The organism is Gilliamella sp. B14384G10, assembly GCF_016101685.1.
Lineage (GTDB): Bacteria > Pseudomonadota > Gammaproteobacteria > Enterobacterales > Orbaceae > Gilliamella > Gilliamella apis_A.
Map to the genome: position 1 here is coordinate 779017 of NZ_JACFQA010000001.1, position 19504 is coordinate 798520.

The 19504-nt window shown below is 33.8% G+C and carries 17 protein-coding genes; 3 read left to right on the forward strand and 14 right to left on the reverse strand.

The annotated features are described in order from the left end of the window. Positions 1 to 57: 57 nt before the first annotated feature. Positions 58 to 798: a PfkB family carbohydrate kinase gene (locus H3T54_RS03520; protein WP_198220941.1), complete on the forward strand. Its 741-nt coding sequence runs from the start codon at positions 58 to 60 to the stop codon at positions 796 to 798. Between the two features lie 290 nt (positions 799 to 1088). On the opposite strand, the gene H3T54_RS03525 is transcribed toward H3T54_RS03520, so the two are convergent. The 14 genes from H3T54_RS03525 to rpsU all read right to left on the reverse strand — a co-directional run bounded on the left by H3T54_RS03525 (position 1089) and on the right by rpsU (position 16953). Next, positions 1089 to 1562 (reverse strand): hypothetical protein, encoded by a 474-nt coding sequence (locus H3T54_RS03525; RefSeq protein WP_198220943.1) that lies wholly within the window; start codon positions 1560 to 1562, stop codon positions 1089 to 1091. 33 nt (positions 1563 to 1595) lie between these two features. After that, positions 1596 to 2699 (reverse strand): bifunctional diaminohydroxyphosphoribosylaminopyrimidine deaminase/5-amino-6-(5-phosphoribosylamino)uracil reductase RibD, encoded by a 1104-nt coding sequence (ribD, locus tag H3T54_RS03530; RefSeq protein WP_198220945.1) that lies wholly within the window; start codon positions 2697 to 2699, stop codon positions 1596 to 1598. Between the two features lie 20 nt (positions 2700 to 2719). Further along, positions 2720 to 3172 carry a transcriptional regulator NrdR gene (nrdR, locus tag H3T54_RS03535; RefSeq protein ID WP_086363835.1) on the reverse strand — a complete coding sequence of 151 codons (453 nt, stop codon included), beginning with the start codon at positions 3170 to 3172 and terminating at the stop codon, positions 2720 to 2722. A 161-nt stretch (positions 3173 to 3333) separates the two neighbouring features. Beyond that, positions 3334 to 4623: a threonine synthase gene (gene thrC, locus H3T54_RS03540; RefSeq protein WP_198220947.1), complete on the reverse strand. Its 1290-nt coding sequence runs from the start codon at positions 4621 to 4623 to the stop codon at positions 3334 to 3336. A gap of 77 nt (positions 4624 to 4700) precedes the next feature. Continuing rightward, on the reverse strand, positions 4701 to 5639 hold the full coding sequence (gene thrB, locus H3T54_RS03545) for a homoserine kinase (protein ID WP_198220949.1): 939 nt from the start codon (positions 5637 to 5639) through the stop codon (positions 4701 to 4703). Further along, positions 5640 to 8096 (reverse strand): bifunctional aspartate kinase/homoserine dehydrogenase I, encoded by a 2457-nt coding sequence (gene thrA, locus H3T54_RS03550; RefSeq protein ID WP_198220951.1) that lies wholly within the window; start codon positions 8094 to 8096, stop codon positions 5640 to 5642. 322 nt (positions 8097 to 8418) lie between these two features. Continuing rightward, positions 8419 to 8748, reverse strand: a complete 330-nt coding sequence (locus tag H3T54_RS03555) for a hypothetical protein (protein ID WP_034901131.1) — start codon at positions 8746 to 8748, stop codon at positions 8419 to 8421. Between the two features lie 143 nt (positions 8749 to 8891). Next, positions 8892 to 9644, reverse strand: a complete 753-nt coding sequence (locus H3T54_RS03560) for an SDR family oxidoreductase (RefSeq protein ID WP_198220953.1) — start codon at positions 9642 to 9644, stop codon at positions 8892 to 8894. 122 nt (positions 9645 to 9766) lie between these two features. Beyond that, a complete protein-coding gene (gene uspA / locus H3T54_RS03565; RefSeq protein WP_034901127.1) occupies positions 9767 to 10219 on the reverse strand; it encodes a universal stress protein UspA in 453 nt (150 codons plus the stop codon). A 64-nt stretch (positions 10220 to 10283) separates the two neighbouring features. Further along, positions 10284 to 11798: an inorganic phosphate transporter PitA gene (gene pitA, locus H3T54_RS03570; protein WP_086363841.1), complete on the reverse strand. Its 1515-nt coding sequence runs from the start codon at positions 11796 to 11798 to the stop codon at positions 10284 to 10286. Positions 11799 to 11866: 68 nt separating this feature from the next. Next, positions 11867 to 12838, reverse strand: a complete 972-nt coding sequence (locus H3T54_RS03575) for a bile acid:sodium symporter family protein (protein WP_110447168.1) — start codon at positions 12836 to 12838, stop codon at positions 11867 to 11869. A gap of 63 nt (positions 12839 to 12901) precedes the next feature. After that, positions 12902 to 14740, reverse strand: a complete 1839-nt coding sequence (rpoD, locus tag H3T54_RS03580; RefSeq protein WP_110447167.1) for an RNA polymerase sigma factor RpoD — start codon at positions 14738 to 14740, stop codon at positions 12902 to 12904. An 82-nt stretch (positions 14741 to 14822) separates the two neighbouring features. Beyond that, a complete protein-coding gene (gene dnaG / locus H3T54_RS03585) occupies positions 14823 to 16604 on the reverse strand; it encodes a DNA primase (protein ID WP_198220954.1) in 1782 nt (593 codons plus the stop codon). A 133-nt stretch (positions 16605 to 16737) separates the two neighbouring features. Next, a complete protein-coding gene (gene rpsU, locus H3T54_RS03590) occupies positions 16738 to 16953 on the reverse strand; it encodes a 30S ribosomal protein S21 (RefSeq protein ID WP_034882800.1) in 216 nt (71 codons plus the stop codon). A gap of 182 nt (positions 16954 to 17135) precedes the next feature. On the opposite strand from rpsU, the gene hemB reads away from it, so the two are divergent. Then, complete coding sequence (hemB, locus tag H3T54_RS03595; protein WP_110447165.1) at positions 17136 to 18146, forward strand: porphobilinogen synthase; 1011 nt, start codon at positions 17136 to 17138, stop codon at positions 18144 to 18146. Between the two features lie 427 nt (positions 18147 to 18573). After that, positions 18574 to 19488: a hypothetical protein gene (locus tag H3T54_RS03600; protein WP_198220956.1), complete on the forward strand. Its 915-nt coding sequence runs from the start codon at positions 18574 to 18576 to the stop codon at positions 19486 to 19488. Positions 19489 to 19504: the final 16 nt, after the last annotated feature.

A 19504-nucleotide genomic window follows, 5' to 3' on the forward strand; every position in this document is an offset into this window, starting at 1 on the left:
GAACATCATATACTGAATATAGTCCTAAATGGTAAAGCAATCAATGTTTCAATTGTATTGCATAAATTTAATAAAACGAGTTGTGCATTAGGTTTTTTTGGGGGATTTTCGGGGAAGTATATTCTCGATGAATTAGCCAAGATGCAAATACAAACTATCCCTTGCTTAATTGATGATATTACTCAAATTAATGTTTTCATTAGCAATGGGAAAGATGAATACAAATTGGTAGAAAAAGGACCTTTCGTTCCCGACCACAAAAAAACCGAAATGCTAACTATTATTAAGTCTCTCAATAATGATAGCTATTTAGTTATTAGTGGAAGTTTACCGCAAAATATCGAACCAGAATATTTTCAATCCAATTTAAAAATTTTCCAAAGTAAAAATATCGAAATAATTCTAGATATTAGTCATCCTATATTACAAGATTTATTAACATATAAACATCTACTTATCAAACCTAATAATGATGAATTGACAGAGATTTTTTGTTTAACCATTGAAACAACTAAACAAATTATTATAGCCTTAGAATATATAAATTCGAAAGGCGCACAAAATATATTATTAACGATGGGCTCAAAAGGACTTTATTTTTCGAATGGCAAGAATATTTGGTTCTGTAATTCAGTATCCATAAAACAATTAAGTTCAGCTTGTACAGGAGATGCATCACTGGCCGCATTTCTTAGCAAATGGCTTCCTGCTCAAAGCAACTATGAACTAGCTATGAAAAAAAGCATCACCAACTGGTGCCAATGTTGCCGAATCAGATGGTTTAGGGCTACTAGCTAAAATTAGTCTCTATATCAATCAACTTGAAGTAATGCAGATAAAATAATAGGTTGCAAAATTAAAACCATGGTAATTAGTTAATCCATTTTTATAGTTCAGTAATTAGTGCTATCTCTTTATTAGATAATTTAATCAGTATAGCAATATACATAAGAAGGTGAATAATATTAGAAGAAAATTAATTATTAATAAAAAGAATATGTAAATCTTTTTGCCACATACTATTAAACTCGATATCAATGATACCTGTTAACAAAATGGAGCTTAGATTTAAAGAAATTAAAATCCTTTTAAGTAGCAAAAATCTCTAGACGATTATTGATAATACTTTCATCCTTAACTAATTCAAATGAAACTAAATCACCTTGCCAATTGATGCCTAAAACTAACAACATTCCTTGAAAGTCATAGTAATAATTCATTTCATCTTCATAAATAGAATATTTAAATATGTAATTATGATTAAATTGTTCTGTTAATTCAAATGGGTGACCAATTTTAAACTCAAAGCCAAGGTAACTTAAAATTTGATTGGCTTTATCGACTAAAAAAGGATTCCCAACAACATCATCAATCGATAATACCGCGATATTGTCTGAAAGATAAAAAAATACAATTTGATAACCACAGATCTTGGCAATACCTTCTATTTCGGCATAAGAAAAATCATCAATTACCTGGTATTCATTTGTGTTAAGAAATTGCTCAATATCAAGAGTTGTAAACCGTTGCTTTTCATACATATTGCCAATATCACGATTCATTTTTTAATCCTTATTTTCAGCGAAAATAGGTTATTATTTTCTTTTTAAAACCACTCGTAAATCATCACCGACAACGTCAACAGACTCAAATTGGAATTGAGGCGCGAATGAAAGTTTTTGTAGGTTAGGCAATACGCACATATCTTGGGCATTATGACCTAGCAATTTAGGAGCATAATATATGATTAATTCATCAACCAGATCTTGTTCGATTAGCGCACCGGCTAAATGAGATCCAGCTTCAACCCATACAGAATTCATTTGTTGCTTAGCTAATATGGATAACAACTCTGATAAATCAACTTGATGATTAGTTGATGATTCAATGATAAGTTTGCTATTTGAAGATAATATTGGCAGATTTTGCTTACGAACAATCCAATTTTCACCAGAATTGTTGAAAATATTTTCATTACCAATCATTTGATTTTGACTATCGATTATCACTCGTACGGGTTGACGAACTTCATCGAAAGGATAAATTTCTTTAATTGAATCAGGCAATTCATTAAATCTAACTGTTAAACTGGCATTATCAGCTTGAACTGTTTTCCTGGTGCTCAATATACAACTAGCTTGAGCTCTATATTGTTGTACATCTTGTCTTGCTAATGCTGATGTGATCCATTTGCTTTCACCGGAGGCCATAGCAATTTTACCATCCAATGAAGCGGCCATTTTAAGTTGGACGTATGGCAGGCCGGTCCGCATGCGTTTAAAAAAACCTTTATTAATTGCCTCAGCTTGCTCAGTTAAAATGCCAACTTGAACTTCAATTCCAGCATCTTTTAATCGTTTAATGCCATTACCAGCAACGTTAGGATTAGGATCTTGCATAGCAATAATTACCCGCGTTATGCCAGCTTGAATAAGAGCATCAGCACAAGGTGGAGTTCGACCAAAATGACTGCAAGGTTCTAATGTTACATAAGCCGTTGCCCCTTTTGATTGGTCACCAGCCATTCTTAATGCATAAACTTCGGCATGGGGTTGGCCAGCTTTTTGATGATAACCTTTGCCAATGATCTGATCATTTTTAACAATAACACAACCAACATTAGGATTAGGGGTAGTGGTAAAGCGACCGAGTTCAGCAAGCTCAATAGCTTGCTGCATATAATATAGATCTTTATCCATAGCTATCTTTTAAATTAAGATTATTTTTGTTGCAACTTCGCTATTTCATTACTGAATTGTTCAATATCATCAAAACTGAAATAAACAGAAGCGAAGCGAATATAAGCAACTTTATCAAGATTTTTGAGCTCTTCAATTACAAAATCACCAATTAATTTTGCTTGCACTTCACGTTCGCCTGTAGCTCTAAGTTTTGATTTAATACGTGTAATAGCATCTTCAATTGCATCAAAACTAACCGGACGTTTTTCAAGAGCTCGTTTTATACCATTACGAAGTTTTTCTTCATTAAAAGGTTCTCGAACCTTATTACTTTTAATAACATTTGGCATAATTAATTCAGCCACTTCAAAGGTTGTGAAACGCTCATTGCATTCCACACATTGTCGACGACGACGAACTTGAAAACCTTCACCAACTAATCGAGAATCAATAACCTTTGTATCATCAGCATTACAAAACGGACAGTGCATAAATATATCCTGAAAACGTTTAACTTACATTACAATAGCCGAAATTATTATTTTAAACAAGATTTAAGCTAAGTAATATAAATTCTGCATACTATTTCTAATGGCAGTAAACTCAAATGAATGTTAAATTTCCGCCACCTATTCGGTGACGGAAAATTGATTTACCATGTTAATGAGATTAAAAAATCGCGTAATTTTGCAAAATCATCAGGCATATAATGAGAAAGCAATGGCATCTCAGCCCTTTCAGCTAATGCTGGTGGTAATGGAATAGACCTACCAAGAATATCTTCTACCACTTCTTTAAACTTGGCTGGATGTGCAGTTCCTAAAAATAAACCATACTCCCCTTCTTGCAATTGATCGCGTAAAGCTCGATAAGCAATAGCACCATGAGGCTCAGATAAATAACCTTTTTTATCCAATTCTTGAACAGTTTGTACAGAAACCTCATCAGAAACAGCTGCATGACCTAATGATTTTAATACCCAACCTTCTCGTTGATAAATTTCCTCAATTCTTGGCCAGTTATTAGGTTGACTTACATCCATAGCGTTAGATAGTGTAGCTACAGTTTTATGTGGCTCCCATTTACCGGTTTCTAAATAACGAGGAACAGTATCGTTGGCATTAGTTGCTGCAATAAAACGTTTAATTGGCAACCCCATAGTTTTAGCCAGCAATCCGGCAGTTAAATCACCAAAGTTACCACTTGGCACAGAAATAACTAATTGTTTTCGTTGTTTTGCTGTCAATTGAGCATAAGCTTCAAAATAATAGCAAATTTGAGCTAAAAGCCGACTTATATTAATGGAGTTTGCTGAGTTTAAACCAATAATATTTTTTAACTCTTCATCATCAAACGCCTTTTTAACTAATGCTTGGCAAGCATCAAAATCACTTTGAATAGCAATGGTGTGGATATTATCACCTAAAGTACAAAATAGTTTTTCTTGTAAAGGGCTAATTTTACCTTCTGGATATAGAATCACTACGCGAATATTAGGTAAGTGAAAAAAAGCATGCGCAACAGCTGCACCTGTGTCTCCAGAGGTTGCCGTTAAGATTGTGATTTTTTTATCCGCAGCGACTTGAACTAATGCTTGTGCCATAAAGCGGCCACCAAAATCTTTAAATGCTAATGTTGGACCATGATAGAGTTCAAGTGAACCAATATCATCTTCTACTGATTTGACTGGAGCTGGAAATTGGAAGGCATTTTGTACTAATCGATGCATATCGTTATCACTAATTTCATTACCAATAAAAGCCGATAATATTTTGGCACTTCTAGTAACAAAATCCATATTTAGCAATGAATCTATTTCTGCCTCTGAAAATTTTGGTAATTGCTCTGGGAAAAATAATCCTTGCCCTTTACCTAATCCTTGTTGTACGGCCTGAGCAAAACTAACTTGTTCAGAATGATCTTTTAAGTTATACAGTTTCATAATTTGTTCCAACTATTTTATACTTTAATTGTTTTCTTTTTGATTTAATCTTATTGTCCAATTTAATAACAATTAACTTAAATCACTCTTGCACCTTGTGGATCTATTTTACAAATATGGGTAAAACCATCTTCATTTTGTAGATAAGAGCTTTTTAATAATGACTCTATCTGCTGTGCCGTTTCAAGATTATCCGCCACAACAAACATCGTCGGTCCAGATCCTGATATCCCTGAAGCTAATGCGCCAAGTTGTTTTACTTTCTTTTGTGTTTCGTCAAAATTAGGTAGCAATTGTTTACGATAAGGTTCAGCAATATTATCAATTAACATTGCCGCAGCAAGTTTAGGTTGTTTAGTATAGCAAGCATGTAAAAAACCACCGACATAGCGACCATGAGCAACACAATCAGCTTTTTGGTATTGAGCAGGCAAAATAGCTCTGGCTTCTGCTGTAGAAACTTTAATACCAGGATAGACCATTACCCAATACCAATTTTCAAAGTGAGGAATCGACTCACTGATAACACCCATTTCATCTAAAATAAGTTGCATACCACCTAAATAACAAGGTGCTACATTATCATAATGTACACTACCAGATATACGCCCTTCTAGCTCTCCCATCATCAAAAGCATTTCAAACTCATTAAATGGTTCATTAAAAAACTTATTTAATGCAACAAAAGCACCAACTACTGAACAAGCGCTTGAGCCTAAACCAGAACCAATTGGCATATTTTTTTCAAGAGTTATACTCACAGGTAATGTTTTATTCATAGCCTTACAGAAACGCTGCCAACATTGATAAACAATATTGAACTTGGGATCTTTTGGCAGTTTTTTGACAAACTGCCCTTTGCAAGTAAGGTTAAACTCAGTTGCAGACTCAATAGTAATACAGTCACCTAACATTGCACCACTAATTGGATTGATTGCCGCCCCCAAAATATCAAAACCAACACTAATGTTTGCCATTGATGCAGGAGCATAAACAGTTAATGATTTATGACTCATTTAGCCTCCAATTTTTCCCGATGTGGTTCGTAAAATATCAGCAAAAACACCTGCTGCAGTTACATCATTACCAGCGCCATATCCACGTAATACTAATGGAATTGGTTGATAATACCTAGTATAAAATGCTAACGCATTTTCACCATTTTTAACTTTATAAAGTGGATCATCTGCATCAACAGCTTCTATTTTGACGCTACATTGACCATCATCAATACTACCTACATACCGTAATACTTTCCCATCTTTGGATGCTTTTTCCGATTTTTCTTTAAATTCAGCATCTAGTTGTGGCAGTTTTGACATAAACTCATCAATATTACCTTGAGAATATTCCGCAGGAAGAACAGATTCAACTTTAATTTGATCTAATTCCAGTTGTAATCCTGCTTCTCTAGCTAAAATCAATAATTTTCTAGCTACATCGGTCCCAGATAAGTCATCACGAGGATCTGGTTCGGTAAAGCCTTTTTCTTTCGCCAATTTAGTCGCTTCTGATAATGACATACCTTCATCTAATTTACCAAAAATAAAAGATAACGATCCAGATAATATGCCGGAAAACTTGATCAGTTCATCACCTGCATTAAGCAGATTTTGTAAATTTTCTATTACAGGTAAACCAGCACCAACATTGGTATCATATTGAAACTTACGCTTACTATTGGCCGCTTCTTGCCGTAAGCGAAGGTAATAAGCCATTGAACTTGTATTAGCTTTCTTATTTGGTGTAACCACATGGAAGCCATTAGCAAGGAAATCAACATATTTATCTGATACGTCACTACTTGAAGTGCAGTCAACTAAGATTGGATTAAGTAATCGATTGTTTTTAGCAAATTCAATAATACTATTTAAAGTATAATCTGTATCACTTTGTTTTATTTGATCACGCCAATTAGCTAAATCAATACCATCACGATTAAGTATAGAATGTTTGGAATTGAATAAACCACAAACCCGTAAATCTATCTGTTTATTTTTGAGCCATTTTTGTTGGCGACCAATTTGATCAACCAATGCACCACCAACACCACCAACACCAATAATAAACACATCTAGCATTTTATCTGTACCAAAAAGCATTTGGTGCGTTACACGTACCCCCATTACAGCAACATCATTATCAACCACAACCGAAATTGAACGCTCTGATGAACCTTGTGCAATTGCCACGATGTTAATATTGGCTCGAGCTAATGCAGTAAAGAAGTTAGCAGATAAACCACGTAACGTACGCATACCATCACCAACAACAGAAATAATTGCCAATTTGTCAATCACTTCGATAGGTTCAAGTAAGCCATCTTTTAATTCTAAATAAAATTCATCACTTAATGCTTCTTCAGCACGATATAGTTCAGTTTGAGGAACACAAAAACTAATACTATATTCAGATGATGATTGGGTAATCAGTACTACCGAAATCCCTGCATAAGTCATAGCAGAAAATACTCGAGCAGACATACCAACCATACCTTTTAATCCTGGCCCTGATACATTAATCATCGCCATATTATTTAAATTGGTTATACCTTTTACTGGAGTTGAACTATCCACAACATTTGCACCAATTAAAGTCCCCGGAGCATCTGGATTATTGGTATTTTTAATTAAGCATGGAATTTGGAATTGGGCAATTGGCAAAATTGTTCTTGGATGAAGCACTTTAGCACCAAAGTAAGATAACTCCATTGCTTCTTGATAAGACATGGTTTTTAGTAATTTGGCATCAGGTACAATTCTAGGATCACAAGTATAAACTCCATCAACATCGGTCCAAATTTCACAGCTATTTGCACGTAAACATGCTGCTAAAACTGATGCCGAATAATCAGAACCATTACGACCAAGAACAACTAATTCACCTTTTTCATTTCCAGCAGTAAAACCTGGCATCAAAATAATATTTTCTGGTGGAATACGCATCTCGCTGATGCGATGAGATGATTCAACAATATCAACCGTTGATTCTAAATAATCACCTTCGGCAATTAACATTGCTACCGGATTAATTACGGTCACTGCATGACCTTTTGCTTTTAGCACCTCTTGCATGATTGCAATTGAAAGTTTTTCACCTCGGCAAATGATAGTGGCATTAATACTGTCAGGACATTGACCTAATAACCAAATACCTTCTAACAATTGTTTGACATTATTTAACTCATTGAGTGCAAATTTTTTCATCTCTTCATAGGCAAAATTAGGCAATGCTTGTGATATTCCTGCTAAGAGATCCGCAAATATTTTTTCTGCATCATAAATATTTGTTTGTATATCTTGCCGTGCTACAGTTTTTTCAACCATTGCGACTAAATGATTGGTAATTTTAGCTGGTGCAGATAAAACTGTTGCTGTTTGTTCTTGTTTAGCATTATTCTCAATAATCTCTGCTACACGCAAAAAGCGTTCTGCGTTAGCAACAGATGTTCCTCCAAATTTTAAAACTTTCATATCACACCTTACTTATTTTTCTAATTTATGCCAATGACAATTCAAAATGCAATTTTTTTAAATCACTTATAAAATCAATATTTTGAATTCTTTTTTTCTTTTATTAATGTTTTTGAATATTTTTTATTTTATAAAACAAAAAACCCGCCTTTTAGGGCGGGTTTTTCGATATTTTTTAAGGAAAAATCAACCCGCCCTATAATTAATAATAGTGCCGGTGGTGCCAATAATACCTGAAATCATCATCATCACAGTTTTCATTATTTTTCCTAAAAAATCCCTAAACAAAACAGCCCGACATTTTCATGTCAGGCTGTAAAAATTAAAAAACTTTTTTGCTGTTTTCGTATTCATTCACTACCTTATTTAAAGCTTGGTAGATACTTTCTGCATCCTGTTTTTTTAATGCTTCATCAAGTATATTGAGATACGATAACATTAGTTTTTGATTATCTTCAGCAAATTGTGGCGAAACTTCCTGATCTTCATATAACATGACATAAGTACGCGCAAATCCAAAGATCAAAAAATAAACTGATGCATTTTTTGGATCATCTTGAATTAAAGTCCTCATAGCCTTACGTAATTTTACATACGAATCGGTACCAGGTAAGCTTGTCGCAAATGTTTTTGTTACGTCTGAAAATGTCATTGCTAAAACCTCAATCAAAATCACAAGCGAAAAGAATAGCAATCCATTAACATAAGTGCAAGTCTATTTTGATTTTCAATTCTATTTTTTTATTATTTTTTGTTTAACGCATTGATATATATCAATGTAAGTTTTGTTAAATGTTAAACTTGCTTACAAACAGATAATCCTGCCGAAGCTTGGGCTACTGGCATAATTTCAATTGAATTCACATTAAAATGATTAGGTGTATTTACTAACCATGACACCGTATTAGCAATATCCTCAGGAGTAACATAATCAACATCTTTATAAACTGTCGCAGCTTGTTCATCATTACCATGGAATCGTATATTTGAAAATTCTGTTCCACCACATAATCCTGGTTCAATATTTGTTACTCTGATTCTTTTACCCAGTAAATCTGTCCGTAAATTAGCACTAAATTGCTTAACAAATGCCTTAGAGGCACCATAAACATTACCACCTTTATAAGCATAAGTACCCGCCACCGATCCAAGATTTATTATGTAACCATAATTACGTTCAACCATACTCGGTAAAATTTGATGTGTTAGGTGAATTAAGCCAATAATATTTGTTTGAATCATGGTTTCCCAATCATTACAATTCGCCTCATAAGCAGGTTCTAATCCCAATGCCAATCCAGCATTATTGATTAATATATCAATTGGTTGAAATTCTTTTGGTAGTTGCAACAAAATAGTTTCGACTGCATCTTTTTTGGTGACATCAAACGTTAAAGGTAAAAAATTATCCCCCAACTGATCAGCAAGTTTCTGTAATTTATCACTCCGTCTAGCTGCACCTATTACTTTATAACCGTCAGCAATAAGCTTTCGACAAATAGCTTGACCAAAACCAGAAGAAGCCCCAGTAACTAAAGCGATATTCATATTCAATCCCCTTTACTCATGATAATTGTCTGAATTTACCTTTATAATATTGAAATAAATGATAAATTATTCTGCATTAAATATAAAAAAACCCGCTACGTAGCGGGTTGACATCGAATATTTCATTTAGCTGGTTCTTCGGAAGGCTCTTCATCTTTCAAAGGAACAATCAACGTATCAATATGGGTATTATTAATCAATTGTCGAGCAGAAGACATTAATTTACTCCAGAAATCTTGATGATGACCACAAACAACCAGATCTGCGCCATATTCATGGATAGCTTCAATTAATACTTGGCCGAATTCACCATTGCCAGAAAGAGTATGTGCAATTGGATAACCGGCATCATCAGCAAGTTTATTCAATGCAATATGGGCATCTTCAGTGATACGATCTTTCATATCATTCATATTAATATCAACTAAACCAGTATAAAGGTCTGAATAGTTGATACCAACATGAATTAGTGATATTTGAGCATTATATGGTCTAGCCATAGAGACTGCTTTTTCAACAAGAACTTCACTTTCTGGTGATAAATCCACTGCGACTAAAATATGTTTATAAGCCATAATATTCACTCCTTCCTATTTTTGACGCTCTAATTAAATTAGAATTTATACTTCCTTTTTACTACTAAATTAATTTTTGAGCAAGCCAAAATAGTGACCCAGATAACAAAATTGAAATTGGCAAAGTAAGAATCCAAGTTAAAGCAATATTTTTAATTGTTTTACTTTGTACCCCACCACCATCAACAATCATCGTGCCAGCGACAGATGAGGAAAGAACTTGGGTTGTTGATACAGGCATACCAGTATAACTGGCTATACCGATTGATAACGCAGTCGTAATTTGTGCAGAGACACCTTGAGCATAAGTCATCCCTTTTTTACCGATTTTTTCACCAATGGTTACTGCAACCCGTCGCCAACCTATCATAGTACCTACAGCAAGCGCTGAAGCTACGCCGATAATAATCCAAACTGGCGCGTACTCTACAGTTTTTAATAAATCATTATTTAACGATTTTAAGTATTGCTTATCTTCTGCAGGTACATTTGGTTGTTTAGCAACATGAGATACCGTATCGGATAAACATAATAAAATACGTCTAGCCTGAGAGCGTTGATCTACGTTAAGAGAACCATAATCATTCATTTTATTAAACAAATTATTAGCAATCCCTAATGTAGTAAACGAACGAGAGTAATCACAATGATATTGATTTAAATCATTTACAGGAATAGAAGTATCTGCAGCAGACTGTTTTCCTATTACAGTATTAAGTTCATCATTATGAGTAATAAAATATTCTTCAATATTATGAATGGCATTTCTAGTATTAGTAATTTCATAGGTTGATGCTCCCATATTTACAATAAAGCCAGCAGGCGCAATTCCCATCAATACTAACATTAATAAACCAATACCTTTTTGTCCATCATTAGCGCCATGAGAAAAACTTACCCCAGCAGCAGAAATGATCAACATTATACGAATCCAAAATGGTGGTTTTTTCTTACCATAGAGTTTTTCGCGTTGTTCTGGCGTCATAAAAATACGCTCTCTTTTTTTACTACGTTTTTTACTTTGACCTTTACGAGTCCAATATTTTCGCAGTAAAAAAATCATTAATCCAGCTATCACAAGACCAACAACAGGCGAAATGATTAATGATAAAAAGATTTGGATCATTTTAGGAATATTAAGTGCATCAATAATAGAAGTATCCATAATAAATGCATTAGCCAATGCTACACCAATAATTGCACCAATTAAAGTATGTGAGCTTGATGCTGGTATACCTACATACCATGTACCTAAGTTCCATATAATAGCGGCAAATAAAATCGAAAATACCATTGCCAGACCATGTGCAGAACTTACATTCAATAATAAATCAGTTGGTAAAAGATGCACAATTGCATAAGCAACACTAAGTCCACCAAGCAATACCCCAAAAAAGTTAAACATGCCAGCCATAAAAACAGCAAGCTGTTCTTTTAATGCTCTAGTATATATTACTGTCGCAACTGCATTTGCGGTATCATGAAAGCCATTAATTGCCTCGTAAAAAAGAACAAAAAATAGTGCTAAAACTAGTAATATAATGGTTGAAAAGTCTAAATCAGCAAATAGATGAAACATAATATATCTTTCTGTTGTTAATAGCGGCTCTATTATCCTTGAGAATACCATAATGAGCAAAACAATTTTTACATTTTTCGTTTCGCATAATGGGAAGCTAATACAGCACAGATCATTAATTGAACTTGATGAAAAATCATTAACGGCAAAATAATTATTCCAGTTATAGACATAGGGAAAATTACACTAGCCATAGGAATACCACTTGCGAGGCTTTTTTTAGAGCCACAAAATACAATTGTGATTTCATCTTCTTTGCTAAAACCGAATAATCGCGAGCTATAAGTAGTAATTAATAATACGATGGTTAACAAAATTATCGAATAAAAAATAATTTCTAAAAGAGATAACAAACTAACTTTAGCCCAAATACCATTGACTACCGCATCACTAAAAGCAACATAAACAACTAATAATATTGATATACGATCAGTTTTTGAAATAACACTTTTATATTTATCCACCCATTTGCCAATAAAACGTCTAGATAAATGACCAACCACAAAAGGTAACATTAGTTTAAGCATAATAGATTCTATAGCATCTAAAATATTCATCGAGTCAGCCGCTTGAGTATGCATTAATAGGCCGACTAATACAGGAGTAATAAATACACCTAATAATGTCGATGCCGATGCGCTACAAATTGCTGCAGCTACATTACCTTTTGCTATTGATGTAAAAGCAATTGCAGACTGGACCGTAGCGGGTAAAACACAAAGGTAAACAAAACCTAGATAAAGATCTTCAGATAAAAATGTTGGTACAAGTAGTTGCATCATCATCCCTAGAATAGGGAAAACCACGAAAGTAATAATAAATATCAATAAATGCAATCGCCAATTTTTTATACCAATAACTATTGCATCAAATGACAATTTTGCTCCATGCATAAAAAATAATAGGCCAATAGCAAAAGTGGTGAGATCCTCAAAAACAACCTTAGCTTGTCCTTCACATGGAAAAATACTTGCCGTCATCACAACACAAATCAAAATCAGCAAGAATGAATCAATTTTAAAACGTTGAAGTATATTCATGATATTAGTTTGATTAGTTAAAAAAATCGCCACAAAAGTGGCGATATATCTAAAGTTATGCTGTTATTCTAGGAAGCTTCGTAGTACATCAGATCGGCTTGGATGACGTAATTTACGTAATGCTTTAGCCTCAATCTGACGAATACGTTCACGCGTTACATCAAATTGTTTACCAACTTCTTCAAGAGTGTGGTCAGTATTCATATCAATACCGAATCGCATGCGTAATACTTTCGCTTCGCGCGGTGTTAAGCCAGATAAAATATCACGTGTTGCACTACGCAGACTTTCAGATGTAGCGGCATCTAATGGTTGCTCAAGAGCTGTATCCTCAATAAAATCACCTAAATGTGAATCTTCATCATCACCTACTGGTGTTTCCATTGAAATAGGCTCTTTAGCAATTTTCAATACCTTACGAATTTTTTCTTCAGGCATTTGCATGCGTTCAGATAGTTCTTCTGGCGTTGGTTCACGACCAATTTCTTGTAACATCTGACGTGAAATTCGATTTAGCTTATTGATTGTTTCAATCATATGCACTGGTATACGTATTGTTCTTGCTTGGTCAGCAATTGAACGTGTAATTGCTTGTCGAATCCACCAAGTCGCATATGTAGAGAATTTATATCCTCGGCGATATTCGAACTTGTCAACAGCCTTCATCAGGCCAATATTACCTTCTTGAATAAGATCTAAGAACTGCAAGCCACGGTTGGTATATTTTTTCGCTATTGAAATTACCAAACGTAAGTTGGCCTCTACCATCTCTTTCTTTGCTCGTCGAGCTTTTGCCTCACCAATAGACATTCGTCTATTAATATCTTTAATTTGCTCAATAGAAAGATTAGTTTCCGTTTCTATTTGTTGTAAACAATTAATTTCAGCCTCAATTGGCGCTTCAAATTCCATTAAATTAGCAGCAAAAGCGCCTTTACCAGTAACGGCTTTTTTATACCAACTCATGTTATTTTCGTTACCACTAAAATGCGTCATAAATTGTTTTTTCGGCATTTTGCACTGCTCAACACAGATCTTCATAATGACACGTTCATGTGCTCTTACGCGATCCATCATGCTTCTCATGTTATTAACAAGAATATCAAATTGTTTACCTACTAATCTGAATTGTTTGAAAACTTCAGATAAATTTTCAATTTCTTGTTGTGCTTTTTTATGGGCTCGGCCATATTTTTTTATTGCAGCTGAGGTTTTATCATGTTGTTCTTTAAGTTCAGAAAATTTCGCTCTTGCCACTTCTGGATCAATTGAAACATCATCATCAGCAGAAGAATCGCCATCTTCCTCACTTTCATCATCGCTATCATCAATATCAATTTCAGCTTCACTCTCTTCCAACTCTTCTGGAAGCTCTTCGGTTGATTCTTCAGCATTAGGATCAACAAAACCGGTGATAAGATCAGATAAGCGAACTTCACCACTTTCCACTAAATTGTATTGTTCTAAAAGATATGTAATCGCTTCTGGATATTCAGATACAGAGGTTTGAACTTGATTAATACCATCTTCAATACGTTTGGCAATATCAATTTCGCCTTCACGGGTTAGTAATTCAACGGCACCCATTTCCCGCATATACATACGGACAGGATCTGTCGTTCTACCTATTTCTGATTCTACATTAGATAAAACTAATGCTGTAGCTGCTTCAACGGCCTCTTCATCCGGAACATTATCGGAAAGTAATAATTCATCTGAATCTGGGGCTTCTTCAAGTACTTGAATGCCCATATCATTGATCATTTGGATAATATCTTCAATCTGATCTGAATCAATGATTTCTTCCGGCAAGTGATCATTGACATCAGCATAGGTCAGGTATCCTAGCTCCTTTCCTCGGATGATCAGGAGTTTTAACTGTGATTGAGAATTTTGCTCCATAAAGGTATCCACATTTAGTTATTCGGTCATGTATATTATATATGTAGAATAGAAAATAATTTTCTACATATACCCTGTATATTTAGTCTTTTTTTGATAAAACAAGTATTAATGTCGCTAATTCTTTTTTCTCTGCGGTACTTAATCCGGAGACTCTCTCTTTTGCGATCAGTTCATCTTGCCTTTGGGCGAGTATATTATCATATAACTCTTTTAAAGTATGAGAAAAAATTGACTCTATTTCATCATCTTGGTAATGGTACTCCCATGTAGCTAAACGACTTAGCTGTTTATAAAATGGTCGACTGATACACTCTGTTAATATCTGCGCTGTAGTTATATTTGGGTATTGTTGGCATAATTCAAGTAGCTCAATAAATATATCTATGCCAGCTAAATTAACTTGTCGCATAACATTAATATCTGAAACCATTTTAGCCATATCAGGATATTGCAGTAATAAACCAATCAAAATTCGCATGGTAGTTAATTTCATCTGCGGTGCAGATACTGGTTCAATAGGTTTATTTTCACCTTTGTTTTGATCTGTGGCAATCAGTTGTTCTATTTGTGATATATCAAGTAGGCCTAAATAACGACCTAATTCCTGAAGCAAATTAAGTCTAAATGCTTTTGCTTTGACCTGCTCAAGCAAAGGTATGGCCAGTGAACTCAATTTAGCTTTACCTTCAGCGGTTTTTAGATCAACTTGTTTTAATAATTCATCAAACAAAAATTCGGAGAGATTAGGTGCATTTTTTACATAATCTTCAAAACCATCTTTACCGACTTTACGTACGTAACTGTCAGGATCTTCATCTTGTGGTAAAAAAGCGAAAGTAATTTGTTTACCATCAATCAAACAAGGTAGTAATACGTTCAGTGCTCGCCAAGCAGCACTTCGCCCTGCATTATCACCATCATAACAAAATATGACAGAATCAGTTGCTCTAAATAATAATTTAATATGTTCTTCAGAGGTTGATGTACCCAATGCAGCAACTGCATAATCAATACCGTATTGGGCCAGTGAAACGACATCCATATACCCTTCAACCACAATCAGCTGTTCAGGATTTCGATTAACCTCTTGCGCTTCATAAAGACCATACAATTGGAAACCTTTATGAAAAATAGGTGTTTCGGGTGAATTAATATATTTAGCTGAATCATTGATAATCGTTCTACCACCAAAAGCAATGACATTACCTTGTCTATCGCGAATTGGAAACATTATACGACCACGGAAACGATCATATTGATTACCACTATCATTGGTAACTAACATGCCAGCTTGATTATATAATTTCGTTTCAGCTTTAGTTTTTACTACATTTTGTGAAGTTAAACGCCACTCATTAGGAGCATAACCTATTTTATACCTAGTTATAATTTCTTGATTTAAACCACGTTGCTCAAGATACATATGAGCATCTTTTGAAGTTGATAATGCTAGTTGTTGTTGGTAGAAATCGGTGATTTTTGCCATCAAGGAGTAGAGATCACGACGCAAATTACGTGATTCAATTTGCTTTGATTGGTCAGCTTGATTACTATCATCTTCCGTGTAAGGAACACGAATGCCTTGCATACTAGCAATTTCTTCAATGGCTTCAGGAAAGGTTAATCGTTCATACTGCATTAAAAAATTTACAGCAGAGCCTGATGCACCACATCCAAAGCAGTAGTAAATTTGTTTTTTTTCATTTAATGAAAAAGAAGCAGTTTTTTCATCATGAAAAGGACAACAACCGAAATAATTATTTCCCTTTTTTTTCATTTTAACGCGCTTACCTATCACATCAAGAATACTTGTGCGGGCAAGCAAATCTAAAATAAAATCGCGAGGAATAAGACCTTTCATGATAAAATTCAACCAATTATGGCATTATGAAAAGACAACAAGCCGTAATAATAATACGGCTTGTTAAAATTGTTTATATTCTAGATATAAATGAATTGTTTTTTTAAAACAATTTAAATTTTCAGTATAAAAATTAATATAGACGAGTGCGACGAGCGTTTTCTCTTTCTAATTTCTTAGCATGGCGTTTAACAGCAGCTGCTTTTGCGCGTTTACGAATAGTTGTTGGTTTTTCGTAAAATTCACGATTACGAACTTCAGCTAATACTCCTGCTTTTTCGCAAGAACGTTTAAAACGACGTAATGCTACATCGAAAGGTTCATTTTCACGTACTTTAATTACTGGCATGTGCCTCTCACCTCAAATTTGTTTAATATCACAAAGGACTAAAATTAGTGCGCAATTTTACTCCTAATTGATATGGGTTGTAAAGTAAAATATCGTATAATTACTATATGATAAATTAATTTGCTAATCTACTTTTTGAGTCAGATAATAAAATAGTTTAATTAAAGATATATAGGTGTTTTATGTCGTCTTTCTTTACTGGTCAATATCCACAAAAACGTTTACGTCGAAACCGTGCACAAGATTTTAGTCGTCGTCTGGTAGCTGAAAACCATTTGACGGTTAATGATCTTATTTATCCAGTATTTATCGTTGAGGGTAACAATATCAGCCAACCCGTGTCATCAATGCCGAATGTAAAACGGATGAGTATTGATATATTGGTGAAAGAAGCTGAACAAGTTGCTAAATTAGGTATACCGGTACTTTCATTGTTTCCTGCTATTGAGCCCTCCCTAAAATCACTATTAGCCGAAGAAGCTTATAATGAAAGAGGTTTAGTACCTAAAGCAATTCGAGCATTAAAAAAAGAAATACCAGAACTCGGAATTTTAACCGATGTGGCTCTCGATCCTTATACGACACACGGCCAAGATGGCATTATTGATGACAACGGTTATGTTCTCAATGATATATCTGTCGAAGCTTTAAAAAAACAAGCACTAATACAAGCAGATGCTGGAGCAGATATTATTGCACCAAGTGATATGATGGATGGCCGAATTGGCGCAATACGTAAAGAGCTAGAATCACATAATTTTGTTAATAGCCAAATTATGGCTTACTCGGCAAAATATGCATCTAGCTTTTATGGACCTTTCCGTGATGCAGTTGGTTCAGCCAATAATATCAAAGGTGGCAATAAAAAAACTTATCAACTTGATCCAGCAAATAGCAATGAAGCCTTACAAGAAATTTATCAAGATTTAAGTGAAGGCGCAGATATGGTCATGGTAAAACCTGGTATGCCCTATCTAGATATCGTTCGCCGAGTAAAAGAAACCTTTGCAGTACCTACATTTGCCTATCAAGTATCAGGAGAATATGCAATGTTGATGGCTGCAATCGAAAACGGTTGGTTAGATGAAAAGTCTACTATCATGGAATCTCTACTCTGTTTCAAACGAGCAGGTGCCGATGGCGTGTTAACTTATTTTGCTAAGCAAGTAGCTCAATGGCTTAATAACCAGTAATAGCTGCATTATATATATCATATCAATTTACTAATTATAGTGAATTGATATGATTAACCACGGAAGAATAAGCACAACTTTTTAAAGCAAAATCGAATCTCTTTAGATAAAAAAATATCCCAAATTAGCTCAATCAAGCTTTTCCATAATTAATAACATCATTAATATTTTAATTTTTTAATAAATATTAAACTAAATCAATTACAAAATCTTAATTTATGGATAAAATATATTAAGTTACTTATTCTGGCACTAAAAATTACAAATTAGGTGATGAGAGTGAAGATTTGTCTGATATGATGATCAAGTAACTATTCAATAATATAAATATTATTGCCATAGCTAGAATAAACTGATGAATCGAAATATTAATATCGCTATTAGATATAAATAAAATTTTAACCAATAACATTAAGAAGCCAATATTATGAAAAATTATATCTATCTTTTCTTATTAAGTATCCTCTTATTAACTGGGTGTGATGATAAAAAAGACAGCCAATCATCATCTGATGCAACTCCATCGACTAATCAAAATAACGAAGTTAATACTGATACGCAAACTGATAAAACGACCAGTACAACAAACAAAAATGAAGACAATACAATAAATTCTAGTAGTGAAAATAAATCACATTTACCAACACAAGTAACCAATAGCTATCTATTTCATACCGAACCTGAGTTATTACCTAATAAGAAACTCATTAAACAGCAAACAATTCAAAGTTCGGACAAAAAGTCTATTAATTATAACGATCAAGGTTATGTTAAAGATTATGACTTGGAAGGATTATATGGCGAAATAAATTATGATACAGCTAAATACATTTATGGTATGAAAGATACCAGAAACAGTTATGACATTACTTTCGATGAATCGAAAAATATCATTGGTATGAAAAATAGTAATGATGAAATTGTTGCTATTAATGAATTTGACGAGCAAGGCCGTTTAGTTGAAACCACTTTATCTAACTTCGCTGATAATAATATTAATTTTACCAGTAAGATTATTTATGAAAATGATCTGGTCGAACAAGTCTTATATAACGCTTATGTAAAAATGGATGATAAAAAACAATTACCCGTTTTAGTAAGAGAAAAAGATGTTATTTATAATGCAGACAAACAATTAGAAAAAACGATTACTCGTACCTTTAAATTGTCTGCTAAAGGTGAAGTCATCATTAATGATAAAAATGAACAAGAATTAGAATCTACTGAAACTTGTAGTTATTCTGAATATAACCAAAATAATGACTGGACCAAAGCTGTTTGTGAAACAACGGGGAATGGTTCAAGTAAAATTAATTTAACCAGAACCATTGAGTATCTATAACTTATTAAATAAAGTG